Below are 21057 nucleotides of genomic sequence, written 5' to 3' on the forward strand. Positions count from 1 at the left end.
GATGCACTTCAAACTTCCGAGCGACGTTATCGATATTTTCGCCGTTCTGGACGGCTTTGACGATGCGTTCTCTCAGCTCGATACCGTAGCCCCTGGCGCCCACAATCGTTCGCATGTACTTATTATGCCACTTGCTCTAGGCACTCGCCGTTGACCCCTCGCCCCCTGTGGGAGAGGGGCCTTGCGGAGCAAGGGGGTGAGGGCAAGTGAGCGCAGCTCATGCCCTTCCCACAGGCCACAACCCACAACCCACAAGCCGCGCCGAAGGCGCCTCACACCCAGATCGGCTCCGGCTCGATGCCTGCCTGGGGCGCCTTGCCTGCTTCCAGGCCGCTGCCACGCACGGTCTGCACGGGGCTCAGGGTCATGTCGTGGGTACACAGAAGCTGGCAGGAGAGGCGCACGCCGGTTAGATTCTTCTCGGCGAGCTTGTCACGTTCGGCCTCGGTCATGGGCGTGGGCTCCCCGGCGCTGAACTGCACCTGGCAGGTGGTGCAGCGGGCGACGCCGCCGCAGCGGTGCAGAATATCGACGCCGCCGCGCTCCAGGGCGAGGACCAGGCGTTCGTTGTCGTGGGCTTCAATCGGGGCGTATCCGGTCACTGTCAGTAGGGGCATGCAGCATTGTGGCGCAAGGTGGGGGCGCAGGCGGGTCATCCGGTCCAGACGCGGCGGAGCTGACCCGCTAGACTACGGACATGAACGTCGGTCTGCTGGACATCCCTGGAGCACGCTCTACGCGCTACTGGGAGAGCTTTTTGAACGAACTGGGCGTGCAGGTCGCCTCGCCTCGCCTGGACGCGGGGGCGGCCTACGCGCTGGGCCTCCGGAGCTTGCCCGACGCGCCCGCCCAGGTCGCGCTGGTGCTGGGCCGCCTGCTGGAGCTGGGCAACCTGGACCTGGTGCTGTTGCCGCGTACCCGCCCGGTGGCCCTCGACGCCTGGACCAGCGACCTGCCGGAGTTGCTGGGCCGCCGCCTGAGCGGCCTGCCCCGATTGATGGCCCTGCCCGACGGCGGCGACGAGCTGCGCTCAGCCGCCAACGACCTCGGTCAGATGCTGACCCGCAGCCCGAATCTGGTGCGCACGGCGCTGAACAAGGTCAGTCCGCTGGCGACGGCGCCCCGCGTGCCTGCGCCGGTCATGAGCATCGGCAGCCGCCCCACGGTAGCTGTCATCGGCCCGGATAGCCTGCTGGCCGACGCCTTCCTGAGTGCGCCGCTGCGAGAGCGCCTGGAGGCGCTGGGGCTGCATCCGGTGTACGCCAACGCGCTGCCCCGCGATCAGCTAGAGGAACGCGGCGAGCGCTTCACCACCGCCTCCGGCAAGCCACTGGAGAGCGGCGAGCGCGACCTGAGCGGCGCCCTGAGCTTACTGGAAGGCAAAGGCGCCGTGCGCGGCGTCGTGTACGCCGCCGCTGCCCGTGACGCCGCGACCCTGGCGGCCCTGGGGCGCCTGGCCGCCAGAGCCCACAAGCCGGGCGTGAGCGTCGAGGTAGACCCGCAGGCCCCAGGTCTGGGTGCAGACCTGGGTGCGCTGGACGCCTTCGCCGCCAGCCTGGGCGCCGTGAGCGCAGGCGCCGGGGTAGAGGCGTGAGCCGCCCGCGCCGCCCGAATGCCTGGACCTGGCTGACCACGCCCGACCCCTCAGCGGGCCTGAGCCGGGGCAAGCTGCTCAAGATTCTGGCCCGCACCCTGCTGTTCGTGGTGGTGGTCACGGCCTTGCAGGCCCTGTTGTACGCCGTAGGTCTGGGCGCTTACCTCAAGACCTGGTGGGGCACCCTGGTGCTGATTACGGCTGTCTACATTCCCTTTTTCCGCCTGATGACCCTGGACACGATGGTCCGCCCGCCCGCCGCCCGGCCCCTCAAGCCCGGCGAGCGCCCCACGGCGGCCCAGGCGTCGCAGGCCCGCATCGCCAAACGCGCCGCGAAAAACCGCTTCGCCGGAGTCAAGAAGGGGCCGCCGAAGAATATGGGCGGAAGAAGATGAAGCGGTTGATGTTGCTGGGATGGCAAGCCTCAGACCAGCGTCCCTGAAAACCAAATCCGTCACCCTGAGCGCCGCCGAAGGGTCTACCGAAGTGGACTTTCCACGGTGCTCAGGGCGAAATCACGTTTGTTGTGGACGCCGGAGCACCCTGTTGGGCGGCTTCCTCACCTCAGCGCTTGATGCCGATGAGCTTCATGGTCGACTTCTCGCTGACGCTCTGCACCACGCCCACGCCCTTGACGTACCAGGCGGACGTACCAGGCGCTGGATTTGACGTTGCTGAAGCTGGCCACCACCTTCTTCATGACTTCCGGGGGCAGTTTCTGTCCGCCCATCAGCGTGCTCATGTCGATTCTGGCGGTGATCTCGACCTTCAGGGCTTCGAAGCTCCCGGCAGGCGTCGTGACGCGCTCGGCGGCCACGATGCGGTTTTCGCTGCTGACGCTCACGGCGCCCACCTGGGCAGCGCTTCGCCAGGTGTAACCGACGGTCCAGCGCCCGGCGTCCGGCAGGCTGGAGGTGGTCAGGCCCACACTCCTGCCCGACGCTTGGATGAGCACCTTGCCGGTCTGACAGTCGAAGGTCACGTCCGTGGCGTTGCGGTTCACGCTGCTGGAGACCTGCATGTTGCCGCCAGTCTGTCTGACGGTGCTAACTATGGTGCCGCCCGGCCCGGCGCCCTGGGTCTGCTAGGTGTAGGTGCCCGGCAGCGGAATGTACGGATGCGAGCAGGCCCCGGCCAGGGCGCCGCCGCTGGCGAGCAGGGCGAGGGCAAGGAGCTTGTACGGACTCCGACTGAATCCTGTATGGAATACGGGATGAGGTCCGACCAACGGGAGTAGGAGAAAGTACGGATTCTGCGGTATGGACGTGCAGGCGGCGCTTTTCCGACTGTGCGGGAATGGAGCAGAATCCGTATTTGGGGCAGCACGCTGGACTGTGGTCATGGGTACAGTATCGGTGGCAGGCGTGATGGCGGCGTTATATGAACCCCTACCTGAAAACGTGTCTGGTCATCCGGGCACAGTGGTGATATACTCCCTGCTGTTGCCTTGCTGCCGCCCCCTTTCCGGTGCGCGGTGCGCGGGCGAAGAAACCAGGAGCCGCCGGGGACACCAGCCCACGCGCAGGCCAAACCCCTCAGGAGAACACAGACATGGCCAAACATCCCGTTCCCAAGAAGAAGACCAGCAAGAGCAAGCGCGACATGCGCCGCAGCCACCACGCCCTGGTCGCCCCCAACCTGGTGCCCTGCCCCAACTGCCATAACAAAAAGCTCCAGCACCACGTCTGCCCCAGTTGCGGTTTCTACGCGGGCCGTCAGATCATCAGCGTCTGAACTGAAGCAGGTATGAAGAGCAGCGCCTCACGGGGCGCTGCTTTTTGATGCCGTGCGGCGCGGGCAGCTCCGCGCTACCCTGAACGGCATGTACACCACCTACGGCAAACCCGTTCCGCTGGCCTGGCTGGTGCTCGCCCCCCACCCCGACGACGCCGAGATCGGGGCGGGCGGCACCCTGGCCCGGCTCTCAAGGCAGGGGCAGGCGGTGGGCATTCTGGAACTCACGCGGGGCGAGGGCGGCACCCAGGGCGAGCCCGACATCAGGGAAGCCGAGTGCGTGGCGGCGGCCCGCATCCTGGGCCTGGCCTGGCGCGGTCAGCTCGGCCTGCCCGACGGCGGCCTGATGGAAACGCCGGAGCAGTCCCGCGCGCTGGCGATTGCCCTACGCTACGTCCGGCCCCGCGTGCTGGTCGCGCCGCACCACAAGGACCGGCATCCGGATCACTTCGGCGCGTATCACCTGGCCAAGCGAGCGGTGCATCTGGCGGCGCTGAGGCGTGCCGACGTACCGGGGGCGCCGCACCGGGTTTCGCGGCTGCTGCTCTACCAGGGCAACTCGGATATCGAGGCCAACATTCTGATCGACGTGGAGCAGGAGATGCCCACCTGGCAGGCCGCCATCGAGGCGCACGTCAGCCAGTTCACCGGAGCCGTCATCAGCGAGACGGTCACGCCCGAAATCGTCGAGCGCCGCCGCGCCCGGCTGATGTACTGGGGCACGCTGGGCAAGAAGAGGTACTGCGAGGCGTTTGAAAGTGAGGAGTTGCTGGTGCTCGACCCGGCGGGGCTGTGATACGGAACTAAACTGTACTTGGAACTGTACTTGGAACATGAAGTGCGGACGCCGTTGCCCCCTCGCCCTTGCGGGAGAGGGGTTATCCGGGCGGCGTTCTCGCTCCATGCACGCGATTCTTGTTCATCCCGTATTACTCCGGCAGCGCCACCACCCGCACGTTCCCGTCTTTCGCGCTCAGGTAGCTCAACTTCTTGCCGTCCGGGCTGACGCTCCAGTCGCCCTGGCGGACCTGATCGCCCAGGCTGCCCAGCGTGCGCCACTGCCCGGTGCTGAGGGTGTACTGCCGCAGCGTATGCGGCCCGCCCCCAGCGCTGAGCGGAATGAACACCAACTGGTCGTCGCCGCGCCAGCGGTAGCTGCCGAACACGTCCAGCTTGCGCCGGGCGCCGCCAGCGGTCGGCTGCACGAACAGGCCGTTGCGGGAGAGTGAATCGAAGGCGACGTAGTAGGCCACCCACCGTCCGCCGGGGCTCACACTCAGGCCGCCGAAATTCAGCGCCGCGCCGAGCACGACCCGTTTGCCGCTGCCCACGTCCTGGGTCCAGAGCTGACGGTCACGGGTGCCGGGAGAGAGCTTGCCGCTGAGCAGCAGGCGCTTCTGATCCAGCCAGGCATTCACGCCGCCGCCGTAGAGGGTGGCGACTTGCCGGGGCTGCCCGAACACCGGGGCCACGTAGATTCGGCTGGCGCGGCGGTCATAGTTGCCGCTGGTCTGCCCCACGCTGTAGGCCACCTGAGCCTCCGAGGGTGACCAGGTGACATTGGCCCCGGCGGTGGGCAGGGTGAAGCGCTTGTTACTGGTCAGATTCTCCAGTGTCGTGGGGTCGCCGGGCCGGACCGCCCACTTCAGCGACGGCGAGAAGAAGGCTACGTTTGAGAACTGGCGTGTGACCGGGCCACCATTTGCTGATACCCGGTAGATGCCGGTGGCCTGGCGGGCCGGTGGGCCATCCAGAAACAGCAGCGCGGCGCTGTCCGGCGTCCAGACGGTGCCGGGGCAGCACTCGCCGCCCAGGACCGGGGTGCTGCTCAGGACCGGCACGCTCTGGGCGGCGGCGGCACTCGGCAGGATGGGCAGCAGGCCGAGCAACAGGGCGTTCAGCATCCGCTTCACCGGCTGCCGCCCGGTGCCGGGGGCCAGGGACGCCGGAACTCGTTGAGCAGCGCCCCGCCCCGGCGCACCTCCGGCTGGCTGCCAGGGGTCTGCCATCTGCGCGGGGCGCTCAGGTCGTATTCGTAGCCGCGCCCGAAACTGCCGACCAGGGCCAGGCTGCTCCAGTCGGCCCCGATGTACGGCACCGGGTTGAAGAAGCGCTGGTGGCTGGCGTCGCGCAGCTCCAGGTGCAGGTGCGGGGCGCTGATACACGTAAGTTGCGAGTCGCCGCTCAGGCCCACGACCTCGCCGCGTTTGACCGTCTGCCCGATGCGGAGCGTGGCCCGTTTCAGCAGGTGCCCGTACAGGCTGCTGAGGTTGCCCGCATGGTCAATCACCAGATTGTGCGGCAAGCTGCCGTGCGGGCCGTCGATCTCGGCCACGGTGCCGTCGCCGATGGCCCGGACCGGCGTGCCGCAAGCCGCCGAGAAATCGAGCCCGGCGTGGACGCCCTGCAAATTGCCGTAGGTGCTGCGCCGCTGGCGGTACGCCCCGGTGGTGTTGCCGTAGCCCTGCCCCAGCAGCCAGGTATTGACGCCCGGCGCCCCGGCGAAGGGCAGGCCGAACTGCTGGGATGGCCGCGCGATGGCCGAATCCGGCAGCGCGGGGGCGGAGTGCGCCAGGGCCAGGCTGCACAGGCCAAGGCTGCACAGGCCAAGGTTGCACAGGCCAAGGTTGCACAGGCCGAGGCCGCAGAGTACAAGTCCAGTCCAGGCGCAGAGCGTTCGTCGCATGGACGCATTCTGCGCAACCCACCTGCTTGCGAACGCGGCAGAAGTTACAGCTCATCCTCCACCGTTTCCACAAGCCACACGCCACAAGCCACAAGCCACACGCCTCTTTTACTTCCTCTCCAACACGATGTTGTCCACCGTGAACTTGCCCTGCGTGCCCACCGTGTCGGCGAACACCGAGATGTTTTTGGCCCGCTTCAGAAACTCCGATACGCTGACGGCCTTACCCCACCCGGCCTGCTCAAAGGCGCTGATCGGCAGCCGGTAGGTGGTCAGCTTCGGCGTGACCTTCAGGCGCACCTGGGGGTTGTCGCTGGCGGTCTCGAAACCGTCGGCGCCGAATTCGATACGCAGGTTGTCGGTGCCGGTCGCCGCCAGGTCGAGCCGGACGGCGGCCAGCTCCTGCACGTCGATCGGCGCGTCGTTCTTTTGAAACCCGGTCACGGCCATCGCTCCGGCCCAGTCCTGGCCGCCCACGAGCTGAAACTCGACGTTCAGGGCGCCGCCGCTCTGGCTGGAGCTGAGCACCGTCTTCTTAGCCGCGTCCTGCTCGTAGCCGTAGGCGTCGGTGACGCCGCCCAGGGCGCCCGCCGCGCCGCTAAAGTCCTGAATAGGCAGGGCCTGAGCGGAATTCAGGCTGCCCGGATTGGCCGCGTCCGCCATCCTCACCAGCGCGATGTCGTCGACGCTGATCTCTCCCGCCGTGCCGGTGCTGATCGGCGTGATCGCCACGTTCTCGACCAGTTTCAGCGCTGCCGCCACGTCGATCTTTTTGCCCCAGCCGCTCTGGGCGAAGTTTTCGAGCGCGATGGTGTAGGTTTCCCAGCCCCAGTCGTCCTGGGTGGGCAATTCCACGTTGGGGTGGTCGCCGCCGGAATCGAGTTTGCTGCTGGCCAGTTCGACGCGCACTTTCGAGCCGCCGGTGACCTTCAGTCTCAGGCGCAGGTGGGTGTACGGCGTGGTGTCGAGGACGGCCCCAACCTTGTACGGAACGACCGCCGCGACGCCCGCGAAGTCGTTGTTGAGCGGCAGATCGTAAGCAAATTGCAGGTGGCCGCCCTGAATCGGGGCGCGGCCATCCGGGCTGGGGGTGTACTTGGGCATCTCCGGTTTGCCGTAGGCGTAGTAGCTGGTGGGGGCGCCGGAGTTGCTCTGGGAGCCCTGCGCGAAGTCGGCGAACTCCAGGCGGGCGGCCTCTACCGGGTTGGACATCGGCGAGCGGGTCAACACCGGGTTGGGCGGGGTCGCTACGGCGTCGGCGGGTGGCGTGAAGCCCTGAGCCTTCAGTACGCCCGCTTCGAGTTTGCCGTTCCTGAAGGGGCCGAAGCTGCCTTCCGGGTTGTAGTCCCACATGGCGTAGGCCATGCCCAGCTTCTCGGCGCTGCTGCGCATGTCGGTGATCCAGCTCAGGCGGTCCTGCGGCGGCGCCACGGTCTTGAGCACGCCATACTCGCCCAGCAGCAGCCGGGCCTTGTTGACCCTGGCCCAGTCGGCGGCCTTCTGGAGCCGGGTCTGCATGGTCGCCTGGCCAAAGCCGCTCTTGCCGTAGGCTTCCAGCTCAGTCTGAATCTGGCTGCGCATCCGGGCGGTGGGCACCCGGTACAGGATCTCCGGCAGCGCGGCGGCAATGTTGGCCGGGGTCGGCGGATACGGCACGCCCCGCGAGTAGGCCAGCGTCCAGCCGGACCACGAGGCGCCCTGGTGGGTAAACGGCATCTCGTCGTAGTTGTGGAGGCTGTAGATCAGCTTGGGGTCGTCGATGGCCCTCACCTTCAGCAGCCCGCCGATACCGCCCCAGCAACTGCCGGTCAGGATCAGGGTCAGGTCTTTGCTGCCTGCCCTGGCCGCCGCGTGGAATTTGGCCTGCCAGGGATTCCAGTCGAAGGCGGGGTTGCAGGCGTCGCCGGTCGGGGCAATCGGCTCGTTCATCAGCTCCAGGGCGACATTACCTAGTCCGTAGGCGGGCAGTTTGCGGGCCAGCGTGGTCAGCAGCGCCGGGTATCGGGCGTCGCCGGTCAGTGCCAGGCGTTGGGTGTTGTAGGCCGGATGCAGGTCCACGATCACCTTGATGCCGACCCGCCCGGCCTCGCTCAGCGTGGTCTCCAGGTTTTTCCAGTCGGGGCTGGCCGCGTCGTAAAAGCGGGTGGGCTCGATGGGCAGCCGCACGAAATCCGCGCCCATCTTTTTGAGCACCGCCAGGTCGCCCAGCCGCGCCGGGTTGTAGTCGCCGTACTGAAACCAGCCGGTCAGGTTCACGCCGCGCTTGATGGCAAAGCCGCTCTGGACGGGGGCGGCGAGCTGGGCCTGTATGTCCTGGGTCTGGTCTGCCTGAACCTGCCCAGTCTGAATCTGCTCAGTCTGGGTCTGCCCAGTCTGAATCTGCTCAGTCTGGGCCGGGCCGCCGCTGCACCCGACCAGGGCGCCGAGCAGCAGCGCGGGCCAGAGGCTTTGAAAGGAGCGAGGTCTGGAGGTCGTGAGCCGCATCATGTCTCCCTTAAGTCCGGTGTGGACGAGGGCCAGGCAGCGGCGCCGCGCCAGTAAGACACGCACCGAAACGAAAAGACCGCCTGGTCAGCTAATGAATGTAGATTAGACCTCTATTGGCCCAGATTCTGTGTGGAGGTGACCAAGCTCCGTTCATGGTGTGACTCATGTCGGGGTGCTGGCGTAGCAACCGCGCCGCCTCAGCGTCCGGTCAGCTCCGGGTGTCAGAGTGGCGGGATGAAACGCCTGCTGCTGGTGCTCGCTGCCCTGTTCACCGCCCAGGCCGAAGCGGAAGGCGGGCCGTACAACGACTACAGCTATCCGCCTTCGGAGTGGCCCAGCCTCAGCCGCGTGGCCGTGCAGGTGCCGGGCTTCGCGGGCCTGACTTACGGCGAGGGCGGTGTCCAGATGATGCTGACCGACCTGTCCCAGTCAGCCAGGTTGCGCGGCGTGCTCGGCAAAGACGCCCGCTGGATGCACTACCCGCTCGCTCCCGGCGCACTGAGAGCTGGTCACAGCGTTGCCGAGCTGATCGCCGCTGCCGAGGCGGTGAAGTCGGCCCGGCCCCAGACGCAAATCCGGGTCAATCTGGTCCTCAACCGGGTCACGGTCAATACGTCGGTTGAGCAGACAGCGGTGCTGGCCCGGCAACTCAAGCTGGGGAAGCTGCTCGTCTCGGAAGCCGCACCGACGCCGCTCAGGGTTCAGGTCACGCCGACCCGCTTGAGCCTGCGCGAGGTCAAGGCCGCCAGCTTCGGCTACGTTCGCCTGAAGGTCGTCATCACCAATCCAATCGAGTTTCCGGTCCAGTTCAGCTACGGCTGCGGTGGTGCCCTGAATGTGGAAGCCCTGACGCTGGAGGGAGAAAAGTTGCCCTATGCCAAGATTGCCTGCACGGGAGAACTCCGTTTGAAGGTGCTCCAGCCGGGCAAATCCTACGACTTCCCCGGCTTCTCGAATACCGACCTCTCGACACTCAAACCCGGCAAGTATGTCTGGGCCTTCTTTCAATCCGGCCAACGCATCTCCTTCACTCTCACCCGCTGAGCGCCTCAGCCGCCGCGTCGGCCAGGGCGTCCAGGCTGGGCGAGGCCGCCACCCAGACCTGCGTAAAGCCCACTTCCCGCGCCGCGTCGGCGGTCTGCGGTCCCATCGCGGCCACCTTGAACTCAGTGCCCACCAGTGCCGCCAGATGCCGCGCCGCGCTCCCCGACGCCAGCGTGATGACCTCGGCGGCTTTTAACCTCTCCAGTTCGTTCAGCTCCGGCACGGCGGGGACGGTGCGGTACAGCTCGGCCCGGACGTAGCGCAGCCCCCGCGCCTCCAGCGCCGTCTGTAACTCGGCCTCGGCGACCTGGCTGGTCAGGTGGAGCACGGTCTGCCCGGCGCTCGCGGGTAAGCCTTCGCCCAGATGCCTCGCGCCCGGTGTGGGCGGCACGTAATCGGCCCGGAGTCCCCGCTCGGCCAGGCTGCGGGCGGTGCTCGGTCCCACGGCAGCCAGTTTGACGCCGCCGAGTGCACGGGCGTCCAGATTGAGCAGCTCCAGGTGGGCGAATAAGGCACTCACCGCCTGGTTGCTACTCAGCGCCACCCAGTCCACGCCGGAGAGGTCGCGTAGCCGGGCGTGCAGCGCGTCTGGCTCGCCCGTCTCCTCGAAGCGGATCAGCGGCACCTCCAGCACGTTCGCGCCGCGTGCGCGCAGCAAATCACTCAGGCCAGACGAGCCGCCTCTGGTCCGGGTCACGGCCACCTGACGGCCCAGCAGCGGGCTGCCGCGTTCGGCGGGGCTCCGAAACCAGTTCAGGCTCTCTCGCAGCCGGGCCACCTCGCCCACCACCGTCACGGCGGGCGCTTCCAGCCCGGCTTGCTTGACGGCCTCGGCGATGGTGCCCAGCGTGCCCGTCGCCACCCGTTGCTGAGGCGTGGTGCCCCACTGGATGGTGGCGGCGGGGGTGTCCGGCGAGCGGCCTGCCGTGACCAGCTCGGCGGCAATCGTACCTAAGTTTCGCACGCCCATCAACAGCACCAGCGTGTCGATGCCGCTCAGGCGCTCGTAGTGGGCGCCGCCCTCCTCGGTGTTACCGGTCAGCACCGCAAAGCTTCGGGCGTCCCCCCGGTGGGTGACCGGAATGCCCGCGTAGGCCGGGGCCGCAATCGCCGAGCTGATGCCGGGCACGATCTCGAAAGGAATGCCCGCGTCCACGCACGCCTGAGCTTCCTCGGAGCCGCGCCCGAACACGAACACGTCGCCGCCCTTGAGCCGCGCCACCCGCTGCCCGCCACTTTGCTGGGCCTGCGCCACGATCAGCGCATTGATCTGCTCCTGGCCGATGTACTCCGAAAAACCCTTTTTGCCCACGTAGATGGTGGTGGCCTGGGGCGCGTGGCGCAGCAATTCGGGGTTGGCGAGGTAGTCGAAGAGCACCACGTCGGCGCTTTCCAGGGCGGCCTTGCCGCGCAGGGTGAGTAGGCCGGGATCGCCGGGACCGGCACCGATGAGGGAGACGAAGGCACGCGTGGTTGTCATGAGCGCACCTTAGCGGCTGGAGGCGGGGACATGTCAGGGGGGAAGGCGTGTGGCCTGTGGTTTGTGGAAACAGACCGGGACGGGGCACTACTGGGTCCAGGCTGCATTAGAATTCCGGTATGAACTACAAGTTGATCGACTATCACGGCCAGGGGTTCATCGTCATGGGCGCCCACGATTACCAGCACTGGTGCGACAACCTCAGCCGCCGCTTCGACGATAGCGGGGACGCGGGGCACTTTCACCTGCACGTCCGGGTGGCCGGGGAGGACCGCAGTTTCAGTAGCGTCGAGGCGTACCTGGCCGAGTTCCAGGTGAGCGACATCGATCAGGCCGAGGCCCGCGTGCTGGCCAAGCTGTTCGCCGTGGACACCACCGCCCAGCACGCCTGGTACGGGCAGCACGACATGTTCCAGCCGTTCGCGGGGAAGTAGGAAGTGGGTTGTGGGAAGTAGGTTGTAGGAACGGCGAAGGCCCCGGTTTTAGATTCCGGGGCCTTTTCGGGTGCTAGATTTACAGCTTGACTTCGCCGTCTTCCTCGCCGTCCCAGTAGTGGATGCGGGTGGCGTCGATCTGAATCATGGTCAGGCCGGGGGTGTCCAGGCCCTGTTTGAACCAGCGGTTCAGGTCTTCGGTCCAGTGCTCCCGCATGGCGGCCTTGTCGGTAATCAGTCTGGCCTGACCCTCGACGGCGACGTAAAAGTAGTGCTGGCCCTGAAACGTCAGCGCCACCTTCGGGTCGGCCTGAATGTCGCTGACGACGCGGGCCTCGCCGTAGCTGAAATAGTACGAGGTGCCGTCGTATTCGACCTGGCCGTTGTTGCTCATGGGCCGGGCCGCGATGTTGCCGCCCTCGGTGTGGGTGGACAGGTTGGCGATGTCGATGTCGGCCATCTTCTTGGCGAGGTCAGTCAGGGTCATGGTGCTGGGCATGGTTCACAGTCTGGCCTCGTGCTGGCCGCGACTTCTCAGCGTCGCGTGAGTTTTACCCGGTTTGGCCCTAGCGAGGTGCTGACGGTTGCTTGAGCTGGCCTTCACCCAGGACAATCGGCAGCTTGGTTGCGTCATGCTTTACCGGAACCTGTCCAGACGGAGGCTGATGAACTTGCCGCCCGTCGATTTCTCTGGAATTTCGTATTTGGCGTTGCCTGAGTCCTGTGCGAAGGAGACCGAGCCCTGGGCCTGAAAAGTCCCCTCGAAGCTGATGAAGTTCAGGTCGAACTGCGAGCCGTAACTCACCTTGCCGCCGCTCACGCACTCGACGTTGAAGCGGTAGTGCTGAGCCCCGGAAATCATGACAGCCGGGATCATCACACTGTTGCTGCCGGTCAGTGTCTTGAGCAGTGCTCCAGTCTCGTACTCGCGCACGGCGAACTGCTGGCAATCGCTGGTGAACGAGGCGGGGACGCTCGATAAGATCAGCGGGGCTGAGGAGTTTCCTGCGCCGCTGGCCGCCCGGTTGGTGCAGGCGCTCAGCAGTCCCAGCAGCAGCAGGCCGCCGACCTTTGTAGAGAGTTTCATAAAATGTATTTTACTCACAAATGTAGCTTCAAATGGAAAGGGCGGACCCAGGGTTGCCGCTCACACCCCGATTCCCCCCCTCGGCGTCACGTCCACCCGCACCCTGGCCTTCCAGCTCCGGTTGAGGACGTTCAGCAGCGCGGCTAACCTAACTTCGTCGCGCGTTCGCAGCATCAGGTGATACGGATACAGCCCCTTGACCCGTGCCACCGGGCTGGCGGCTGGCCCCAGCACTTCCTGCGGCGTGGCCCCGGCGGCGAACAGCGCCTGCGCGACCTCATCGGCTCCGGCACTGGCGCGGCCCTGCTCGCGGGCGGTAATCAGCACCTGCGCCAGCATCGCGTGCGGCGGATACTTCAGCGCCCGGCGCAGCTCGTATTCGGCGCTCGGAAACGCCAAGGCGTCATGCCCGTCGATCACGCTTCTGAGGGCCGGATGCTCGGCCTGGAAGGTCTGCACCAGCAGCAGTGGGGCGCGTTCGGGGTGCCACGAGGTCAGTTGCCTCAGCAGCCGGTGGTAGCGCTCCGAGGCCCGGAAGTCCGATAAGTTCAGCCAGGTATCCGCCAGCGTGACGCCGATCAGCGCCAGGTTCGGCAGCGCGTCGCGGGCCAGCAGCGCCTGGGTGGCGACCACCACGCCCGCCTCACCGGCCATCAGCGGCGAGAGGTCGTCTTGCTGGTCCCTGTCGAAGCGGTAGACCGGCGTGCCCGGCAGCAGGGTGCGGACCTCGGCGGCGATCCATTCGGTGCCCGGCCCTCTGGCGCTCCACATCATCTCGCCGCAGACGTCGCAGCGCTCCGGAATGCCCTGCGCGTAGCCGCACTGGTGGCACATGAGCTGGCGGGTCTGCTGGTGCAGCCGCAGCGGAATATCGCAGTTGCGGCACTGCGGCGTGTGCTCGCAACTGGGGCAGCGAATGAGGGCCGAGTAGCCGCGCCGGGGGGCCAGCAGCACCGCCTGACGCCCGCGCTCGGCCACCTGCCGCAGCAGCCGGGCCAGGTCGTGTGAGATGGGGTAGCCCTGGTCGCCCTGCCGCAGTTGCACGGCGCTCAGCGGTCCCATCTCCGGCTGCCGGGGCGGGTTGGCGTAGTCCACGGTATGAATCCGGCTGCGCGGGGCGGCCAGCACCACACCGGGATACGGCACCGACTCCACCGCCGGGGCCGCGCCCACGTAGGCGATTGGCGTTTGCAGCGCCGTCGCCATTCGCGCCGCCAGGTCCGGCACGAACACCCCCGATCCCGACGGCCACTTGTAGCCGTCGCTGGCTTCTTCGAGCACCACCAGTAGGGCGATGTCGTCCAGCGGGGCACCCAGCGCCAGGCCAGAGCCGATCACCAGCCGGGCCGCGCCGGACTGGATCAGCGTCCAGGTGTGCTCACGGGCCTCCTCGGACAACTGACCGGAAAACAGCACGGCCTCGGTGCCGCCCTGGCTCGCTGCGCCGCTGAGCCCCTCCCAGGCGCGGCGCAGCGTGGCAGCGTCGGGGGCGATCACCAGCACGCCGCGTCCCAGCTCCAGGCGGCGGCGGATGCGGGCGGCGAGTCGGGCGTACCGCTCGCGGTCCCGGCCTCCGTGGAGTCGCCAGACGAGTTCTTCCGGCAGGTCGTCGGCCACGTTGCGCGGCGCTCTGGAGGGTGCGGCCAGCGCGGGCGGCGGCGCCGGAATCTCCACGCTGTCGGCCCAGCGGCGGGCGATCAGGCCCGCGACGGTGCTGGGCGACACCCCGGCAGCCAGTGCCCAGGCGGTCTGGGTGGCGAATTCCCCGGCGCCCCGGAGCACGCTCCAGGCGGGTGGCGGCGCTGAGCGGCCCTGCTGGACCTGTGCCCAGCCGCGTTGCAGCACGGCCATGACCACCGTGCTGCCCACTCCGGACTGCCGCGCCCAGGCGCTCAGGCTATCCACCGGGCCGTGCGCCTTCAGCCACTCCCAGGCGATCTGCTGCCTGATCGTCAGCGGCGCGGCGCCGACTTCGAGCGCCTGCCAGACGGCCTGCACGCGCTGCTCGGCGGGCACCTTCTCCCAGGGCCGGGCGCGGTAAACGGTGGTCATGCGCGGCGTCAGGGTGAAGGTTTCCTCCAGCAGCCCTTGTTCACGGATGGCGTCGAGCAGCGGCGGAGAATAGGCGGCGCCGTCGCTCCAGTCGGCAGTGGGCACGCCCTGGCCGAACATGCCCAGCTCGGCCCCGGCCACCGCCCGGACCTGGTGGCGGTAGCGCGGATTCAGGCCCACGCCGGTCAGGTCGCTCAGCAGCAGCCCTATCGGCACCCGCGAGAGGGCACTCAGGCTGGCCGCGCCCGCCAGGAAGCCGGGGTGAATCCAGGGGCCAGCGTCCAGCACGCCCGCCACTTCCCTTAATCGGTGGGCGCCGCCCGCGCTCGCCCCGGTCACGATGCCCACGCTGAGGCTGCCGCGCCAGGGCACCAGCACCCGGTAGCCGAGCGGCAGCGGGCCGTCGTAGCCGTGTGGGGCGGCAAAATCGTAGGTCGGAATCGGCAGCGGCAGCGCCACCGCCCAGACTGTAATGGGCCAGACCGTCGCGGTGGGGGAGGGCGGGGGGGCGAGTTGGGGGGAGGGCATCGTCGAGCTTCAGTATCCTGTGTTTACGGAAGTGGGTGTGTGGGGTCGGGGCTTGCGGGAGCGTAGCTCGGCGTCGGAGCGGCGAACTGTACCAGTGTGATCGCCTCTCTGGGCACGAGAAGACAGCGGGCCGCTCGTGAAGCTCAGCGGCCTAATTTCACCTGTTTAAATTAAATTTGCATTCCTTGTCTTTAGGTAACACATATTCACTAGGACCAGCGGTGGGTCCTATCATGCCTTTATTTCGCCGTCTCTCTAATGTATTGAATGTCAGATTGGCCAATTGTTTGCTAAAAACGGACCAGGTGAGTTTTTCGTTTGAACTTCCGAAGCGATTCAACTCGTGGCTATCAGAAAAGCAGATCAAATTGAACACTTCGGTTTTAATAAGGCTAATTGCTCTTTGACGAGTTAGACGCTTTGTTGTTGCTTCGATTTGGTAAATCTTTGCTAGCCGCTCTGCGTAGGTTTTCTGTATAGGCCAGGCATGATATTCCCTTGCAATCAATTCGTCCACGTCATCCCTGATGCCGTTTCGGTCGGCGTCGGCTCCAGCAAGCGTTTTATCTTGCGGTGTCCCAAACGTGTTCCGCATCGTTCCGACGATCAGCGCCCGGCCCCGAAAACTGCTACTCAGTAGACCAACAAAGGCGACAAGCAACAATGCGAGGGCAGCGGCAACGTACTTCACCCCTCCACTCTACCCATCCACTCTGACAAAACGCCCCCACCACGTCGGGCAGGGGGCGCTCTCCATCCACTCGGTTACAGCGAGATCAGGAACGGGTCTTCCAGCGTCTCGCAGAGGTAGCGCACGAAGCGGGCGGCGTTGGCTCCGTCAATTAAGCGGTGGTCGTAGCTCAGGCTCAGCGGCAACATATTGCGAGGCTCGAAGCTCTCGGTCTCCTTGTTCCACACCGGCTCGAAACCGCCGCGCGAGACACCCAGGATCGCCACTTCCGGCGCGTTGACAATCGGCGTGAAGGCGTAGCCGCCGATACCGCCCAGGTTGGAGATGGTAAACGTGGCGCCCTGCATTTCGTCGGGCTTGAGCTTGCGCTCGCGGGCACGTCCGGCCAGTTCGCTTAAGGTCAGCACCATCTCGGTGATGCTCATGCGGTCGGCGTCCTTGAGCACCGGCACCAGCAGCCCCGCCGGGGTGTCCACCGCCACGCCCAGGTTCACGTAATCCTTGTAGATGACCTGCTGCGCGGCAATGTCCAGACTGGCGCCGAAATCGGGGAACTTGCGCAGGGCGCCCGCCACGACCTTCATCAGAATGTGGGTCATGGTCAGCTTGCCGCCCGCCTTCTCGACGCGGGGGCCGAAAGCTTTGCGGGCTTCCTCCATGCGGGTGATGTCGGCCTTGTCGAACTGCGTGACCATCGGAATGGAGGTCGAGGCCGTCATGCTGCGAACGGTGGCCTTGCGAATGCCGGACATGTCCTCGCGCCGGACGGTGCCCCACTTCTCGAAATTGGGCAGGGGAGAGGGCGCTGAGCTGGCTGGTGCTGGGCTGGACGCTGCCGGGGCCGGTTGAGCCGCCTGCTGGACGGGGACGGCCTGAGCTTGAGCGGGCGCACTGCCTCCCTGTGTTTGACCAGTTTGGGCCGCCCGCTGCACGTCCTCGGCGCCGATGCGTCCGGCCAGTCCGCCGCCCTGAACGGTGTGAATGTCCACGCCGAGTTCACGCGCCAACCTGCGCACGCTGGGCGCTGCGTGGACGACCTGGCGTCCGTCGAAGGTCTGGGTGTTGGAGGTGCCGGGCGCACTCTGCGCCGCGCCGATGGCTCCGCCCGCCTGCGCACCGGGCGGAAGCTGGGGCTGCTCGGTGATATTCGTGCTGGACGCCTGCGGGGCCGGAGCCGCTGTGGATACAGGTGCCGCTGCGGGCGTGGGGGCTGCCGGAGCCGCGCTGCCACCGCCCAGGGTCAGCAACGTCCCGCCGATCTTCACGCTGTCGCCCACCTTGACGCTGACCGACTCCACCGTGCCCGCCGCGCTCGACGGCACCTCCACCACAGCTTTGTCGGTTTCGAGTTCGACGATGGCCTGACCTTCCGTGATGGTGTCGCCCGCCTTGACCAGCACGGTGACGACGGTCCCCTGCTCGATGTTGTCGCCCACGTCGGGCAGCACGACATTCACGCCCGCGCTGCTGCTGGTCGGCGCGGACGCTGCCGGAGTGCTGGCCGGTGCCGGTGTCGCTGTTGCTGGCGCCTGAGTCTGCTGCGCCTGGCTGGCGACCTGCGCTGCGGCGACCTGGGCCGCTTTGCCACTGTCGGCGGAGACGGCGCTCGAATCCGCCGCCGCCGCGCCATTCCCGCCGCCTGCCGAGGGCGAGGCTGCTGGAACACCCGCTGCCGGGGCCGCCGCGTCGCCGCCCAGGGTCAGGATCACGCCGCCGACCTTCACGCTGTCGCCGACCTTGACGTTCACCGCTTCCACGGTGCCGCCCGCCTCGGCAGGCACTTCCACCACGGCCTTGTCGGTTTCGATTTCAATGACCGCCTGCCCCGCCGTGATAATGTCGCCCGCTTTCACCAGCACGCTGACGACGGTGCCCTGCTCGATGTTGTCTCCCACTTCGGGGAGTTTGATTTCTGTAGCCATGTGGGGATTCTCCTTCGGAGTGGGGAGTGGGTTGTGGGGAGGGCATGAGCTGGCGCTCACTTACCCTCACCCCAGCCCTCGCCTTCGGCGCTGTACCAGTCACCCGTGGGGGGAGGGAGTGAGACCCTGACGTATTTCGCTTTTGACCCTCTACCTTGGGGAGAGGGCCTCGCGCAGCGAGGGGTGAGGGGTCCCCCTACCGCAATACCGGCGCCATCCGCTCCGGATCGATGCCGAAGTCGGTAATCGCCCCCTGCACCACCTCGCCCTTGATCTTGCCGTCGCGCAGCAGGGCGTACAGCGCCATCACGGTGACGTGCCTGGCGTCCACCTCGAAGAAGTCGCGCAATTCCTCGCGGGCTTCCGAGCGTCCGAAGCCGTCGGTGCCCAGCGTCCACAGCTTGCGGTCCAGATGGCCGCTGATGCCGTCCGCGCCGAGCTTGACGTAATCGCTGACCGAGACGAGCACGCCCGGCGCGTTCTCGCGGTTGAGCTGGCTGGCCAGGTAGCTCACCTGGGGAACTTCGGTGGGGTGGAGCATGTTGCGGCGCTGCACGGCCAGGGCCTCCTGATGCAGTTCCTTGTAACTGGTCACGCTCCAGATGTCGGCGGCGACCCCGTAGCCTTCGAGCAGTTTGACGGCTTCCTGCGCGGCGCCCATGCCGGGACCGCTGGCCAGAATCTGTGCCCGGAGCTTGGCCTTGCTCCCTGACTTCTGGAAGCGGTAGAGCCCCTTGATGATCGCGTCGTGCAGGCCCTCCACGTCGGGGGCGGGCGGCTGGACCTCGTTCTCGTTGTCGACCATCACGTAATAGAAGATGTCCTCGCCATCGACGTACATCCGCTTGATGCCGTCCTCGACGATGGCGGCCAGCTCGTAGGCGAAGGCGGGGTCGTAGTGCTTCATGTTGGGCACCACGTAGCCTTGCAGCAAACTGTTGCCGTCCTGGTGTTGGAGACCCTCACCGGCCAGGGTCGTGCGCCCCGCCGTCGCGCCGATCAGGAAGCCCTTGGCCCGCTGGTCGGCAGCCGCCCACACCAGGTCGCCGACGCGCTGGAGGCCGAACATCGAGTAAAACACATAGAACGGAATGGTCGGAATGCCGTGGTTGGCGTAGGCCGTGCCCGCCGCGATCCACGAGGCCATGGCGCCGTCCTCGGTGATGCCCTCTTCGAGCATCTGGCCGTCCTTGGATTCCTTGTAGGCCATCAGCGAGCCGCTGTCTACCGGGGTGTAGGTCTGGCCGCGCGGCGAATAGATGCCGATGCGCGGGACCAGCGCGTCCATGCCGAAGGTGCGGGCCTCGTCGGGCACGATGGGCACGATCAGTTTGCCCAGTTCCTTGTCGCGCAGCAATTTGCTGATGACCTGCACCAGCGCCATCGTCGTGCTGACCTGTCGGTCTCCGCTGCCCTTGGTGTACTCCTGGTAGAAGTCCTTTCCGGGCACGGCGGGCATCTCGAACTTGACCACGCGGGCCGGAACCTCCCCGCCCAGCGCGGCGCGGTGCTCCCTGACGTACCTGACTTCCGGTGAATCCGGGCCGGGATTGTAGTACTCGATGTGCTCGACCTGCTCGTCGCTCAGCGGCAGTTTCAGCGTGTCGCGCAGGGTTTTGAGCGCCCCGAAATCCAGCTTCTTGACCTGGTGGGCGACGTTACGGCCCATGGCGCTCTCGCCCAGTGCGTAGCCTTTGATGGTCCGGGCGATGATGACGGTGGGGCTACCGGTGTGCTTCACCGCGCTGGCGTAGGCGGCGTAGACCTTGTTGACGTCGTGGCCGCCCCGGTTGAGCAGTTCCAGATCGTCGTCGGACCAGCCCTCGATCAGTTTTCGTAATTCGGGCGTGTTGAAGAACTTCTCGCGCAGCTCCTTGCCACCGAAGGCCGCGTAGCGCTGCGATTCGCCGTCCACCAGCAGCTCGAAGCGCTTGACGATCTCTCCGTTGTAGTCCTTGCTCAGCAGCTCGTCCCATTTGCCGTCCCAGACCACCTTGATGACGTTCCACCCGGCGCCCCGGAACAGCGCCTCGAACTCCTGAATCACCTTGGAGTTGGCCCGCACCGGCCCGTCGAGGCGCTGCAAATTGGCGTTGAGCACGAAGACGATGTTGTCCAGGTTCTCGTAGGACGCAAACCGTAGCGCCCCGATGCTCTGCGGCTCGTCCATCTCGCCGTCGCCCAGGAAGGCCCAGACCTTGGCGGTGCTGGGCGCCTTGAGGCCCCGGTTTTCCAGGTACTTGATGAATCTGGCCTGATAAATCGCCTGAATCGGCCCCAGACCCATGCTGACCGTCGGGAATTCCCAGTAGTCGGGCATCAGCCAGGGGTGCGGGTAGCTCGACAGGCCGGGGCCGTCCTTGCTCAGCTCGCGCCGGAAGCGATTTAAACGGCCCTCCCCGTTTTTTCCTTCACCGAAGCGGCCTTCCAGAAAGCTGCGGCTGTAGACGCCCGGCGAGATGTGGCCCTGAAAGAAGATCAGGTCGCGGTCACCGCCCGCGCCGTGGCCCCGGAAGAAGTGGTTAAAGCCGACTTCCAGCAGCTCGGCGGTGCTGGCGTAGCTGGCCAGGTGCCCGCCGATGCCGTCCGACGCCTTGTTGGCCCGCACGACCATCGCCACGGCGTTCCAGCGGATGATGTTGCGAATCTTCAGCTCCAGCGCGATGTCGCCGGGATAAACGGGCTGCTCGGTGGTGGGAATGCTATTGAGGTACGGCGTGTTCTGCTTGAACTGAATCGGGGCGCCGTGAAAGTAGGCGTAGTAATCGAGGTCTTCGAGCAGTTGCGCGGCGCGGTTGTCGCCCGCGTCGGCCATCACGAAGGCCAGCGAATCGAGCCACTCCTGCTTTTCGATGTCGTTGAGCTTGTCGCGCTGGTCACTGGGCAAGGCCGTGCGGGGATGAGGCTGGGTCATGGGGGAGTCCTCCAACAGTGTGAGCGGGGAAAGGTGTGACTTGCGGCTTCGGCTCAGTTTAGGGCGTGGCTGTGTGACACAACAGCGTCACCGTCTGTTTATTCACCACCCAGGCTGGTCAATGCTGGATGATAGGCTGGTTGGACGGAGCGGGAAGGGCATGAGCTGGCGCTCGCTTCCCCTCTGCAAGCAGGTCTGCGACTCACCCCGCTGCTGCGCAGCGCCCCTCTGCAAGCAGGTCTGCGACTCACCCCGCTGCTGCGCAGCGCCCCTCTGCAAGCAGGTCTGCGACTCACCCCGCTGCTGCGCAGCGCCCCTCTGCAAGCAGGTCTTCGACTCTCCCAAGGGGCGAGGGGTCATACTCGGTGGCCCATCAACTTTTACTCCCGCGCACCGCGTCCTTT

At 66.5% G+C, this 21057-nt stretch carries 19 protein-coding genes; 6 read left to right on the top strand and 13 right to left on the bottom strand.

Features of this window, described 5'->3' with window-relative positions; genetic code table 11:
* Positions 1–272: 272 nt before the first annotated feature.
* Complete coding sequence (locus tag Q0R23_RS05605; RefSeq protein WP_293911277.1) at positions 273–617, bottom strand: 2Fe-2S iron-sulfur cluster-binding protein; 345 nt, start codon at positions 615–617, stop codon at positions 273–275.
* An 80-nt stretch (positions 618–697) separates the two neighbouring features.
* Between Q0R23_RS05605 and Q0R23_RS05610 the strand changes: the two genes are divergently transcribed.
* Together Q0R23_RS05610 and Q0R23_RS05615 are read left to right on the top strand one after the other, a co-directional pair.
* Complete coding sequence (locus Q0R23_RS05610) at positions 698–1594, top strand: hypothetical protein (protein ID WP_293911280.1); 897 nt, start codon at positions 698–700, stop codon at positions 1592–1594.
* Positions 1591–1989, top strand: coding sequence for a hypothetical protein (locus Q0R23_RS05615; protein ID WP_293911283.1), 399 nt, complete (start codon positions 1591–1593; stop codon positions 1987–1989). The genes Q0R23_RS05610 and Q0R23_RS05615 overlap by 4 nt, the downstream gene beginning before the upstream one ends.
* A 164-nt stretch (positions 1990–2153) precedes the next feature.
* Here Q0R23_RS05615 and Q0R23_RS05620 read toward each other — a convergent pair whose 3' ends face one another.
* Positions 2154–2615, bottom strand: a complete 462-nt coding sequence (locus Q0R23_RS05620; protein WP_293911287.1) for a hypothetical protein — start codon at positions 2613–2615, stop codon at positions 2154–2156.
* A gap of 63 nt (positions 2616–2678) precedes the next feature.
* Complete coding sequence (locus tag Q0R23_RS05625) at positions 2679–2822, bottom strand: hypothetical protein (protein WP_293911289.1); 144 nt, start codon at positions 2820–2822, stop codon at positions 2679–2681.
* A gap of 323 nt (positions 2823–3145) precedes the next feature.
* Here Q0R23_RS05625 and rpmF point away from each other — a divergent pair, with 323 nt between their 5' ends.
* A complete protein-coding gene (rpmF, locus tag Q0R23_RS05630) occupies positions 3146–3328 on the top strand; it encodes a 50S ribosomal protein L32 (RefSeq protein WP_293911292.1) in 183 nt (60 codons plus the stop codon).
* Between the two features lie 88 nt (positions 3329–3416).
* On the top strand, positions 3417–4124 hold the full coding sequence (gene bshB1 / locus Q0R23_RS05635) for a bacillithiol biosynthesis deacetylase BshB1 (protein WP_293911295.1): 708 nt from the start codon (positions 3417–3419) through the stop codon (positions 4122–4124).
* A gap of 133 nt (positions 4125–4257) precedes the next feature.
* Here bshB1 and Q0R23_RS05640 read toward each other — a convergent pair whose 3' ends face one another.
* The 3 genes from Q0R23_RS05640 to Q0R23_RS05650 form a co-directional block, all read right to left on the bottom strand.
* On the bottom strand, positions 4258–5232 hold the full coding sequence (locus tag Q0R23_RS05640) for a hypothetical protein (protein ID WP_293911297.1): 975 nt from the start codon (positions 5230–5232) through the stop codon (positions 4258–4260).
* A gap of 5 nt (positions 5233–5237) precedes the next feature.
* Complete coding sequence (locus Q0R23_RS05645; protein ID WP_293911299.1) at positions 5238–6014, bottom strand: M23 family metallopeptidase; 777 nt, start codon at positions 6012–6014, stop codon at positions 5238–5240.
* Between the two features lie 108 nt (positions 6015–6122).
* Positions 6123–8501 carry a cellulase family glycosylhydrolase gene (locus Q0R23_RS05650; protein ID WP_293911301.1) on the bottom strand — a complete coding sequence of 793 codons (2379 nt, stop codon included), beginning with the start codon at positions 8499–8501 and terminating at the stop codon, positions 6123–6125.
* A gap of 234 nt (positions 8502–8735) precedes the next feature.
* Between Q0R23_RS05650 and Q0R23_RS05655 the strand changes: the two genes are divergently transcribed.
* A complete protein-coding gene (locus tag Q0R23_RS05655; protein WP_293911304.1) occupies positions 8736–9545 on the top strand; it encodes a hypothetical protein in 810 nt (269 codons plus the stop codon).
* Here Q0R23_RS05655 and cobA read toward each other — a convergent pair.
* Positions 9535–11025 (bottom strand): uroporphyrinogen-III C-methyltransferase, encoded by a 1491-nt coding sequence (gene cobA, locus Q0R23_RS05660; protein ID WP_293911306.1) that lies wholly within the window; start codon positions 11023–11025, stop codon positions 9535–9537. The two genes, Q0R23_RS05655 and cobA, sit on opposite strands and share 11 nt — an antisense overlap.
* A gap of 119 nt (positions 11026–11144) precedes the next feature.
* On the opposite strand from cobA, the gene Q0R23_RS05665 reads away from it, so the two are divergent.
* Complete coding sequence (locus tag Q0R23_RS05665; protein WP_293911308.1) at positions 11145–11459, top strand: hypothetical protein; 315 nt, start codon at positions 11145–11147, stop codon at positions 11457–11459.
* A gap of 79 nt (positions 11460–11538) precedes the next feature.
* Here Q0R23_RS05665 and Q0R23_RS05670 read toward each other — a convergent pair whose 3' ends face one another.
* The 6 genes from Q0R23_RS05670 to aceE all read right to left on the bottom strand — a co-directional run bounded on the left by Q0R23_RS05670 (position 11539) and on the right by aceE (position 20653).
* On the bottom strand, positions 11539–11958 hold the full coding sequence (locus Q0R23_RS05670) for a pyridoxamine 5'-phosphate oxidase family protein (protein WP_293911311.1): 420 nt from the start codon (positions 11956–11958) through the stop codon (positions 11539–11541).
* 138 nt (positions 11959–12096) lie between these two features.
* Positions 12097–12546, bottom strand: a complete 450-nt coding sequence (locus Q0R23_RS05675; protein ID WP_293911313.1) for a hypothetical protein — start codon at positions 12544–12546, stop codon at positions 12097–12099.
* 60 nt (positions 12547–12606) lie between these two features.
* A complete protein-coding gene (gene priA / locus Q0R23_RS05680; RefSeq protein WP_293911315.1) occupies positions 12607–15126 on the bottom strand; it encodes a primosomal protein N' in 2520 nt (839 codons plus the stop codon).
* A 157-nt stretch (positions 15127–15283) separates the two neighbouring features.
* Positions 15284–15817 carry a hypothetical protein gene (locus Q0R23_RS05685; protein WP_293911317.1) on the bottom strand — a complete coding sequence of 178 codons (534 nt, stop codon included), beginning with the start codon at positions 15815–15817 and terminating at the stop codon, positions 15284–15286.
* A gap of 74 nt (positions 15818–15891) precedes the next feature.
* Positions 15892–17739 (bottom strand): dihydrolipoyllysine-residue acetyltransferase, encoded by a 1848-nt coding sequence (aceF, locus tag Q0R23_RS05690; protein ID WP_293911320.1) that lies wholly within the window; start codon positions 17737–17739, stop codon positions 15892–15894.
* Positions 17740–17935: 196 nt separating this feature from the next.
* Entirely contained in the window at positions 17936–20653 is a 2718-nt protein-coding gene (gene aceE, locus Q0R23_RS05695; RefSeq protein ID WP_293911322.1) for a pyruvate dehydrogenase (acetyl-transferring), homodimeric type, read from the bottom strand.
* Positions 20654–21057 lie beyond the last annotated feature (404 nt).

The organism is Deinococcus sp. (assembly GCF_025362455.1).
Lineage (GTDB): Bacteria > Deinococcota > Deinococci > Deinococcales > Deinococcaceae > Deinococcus.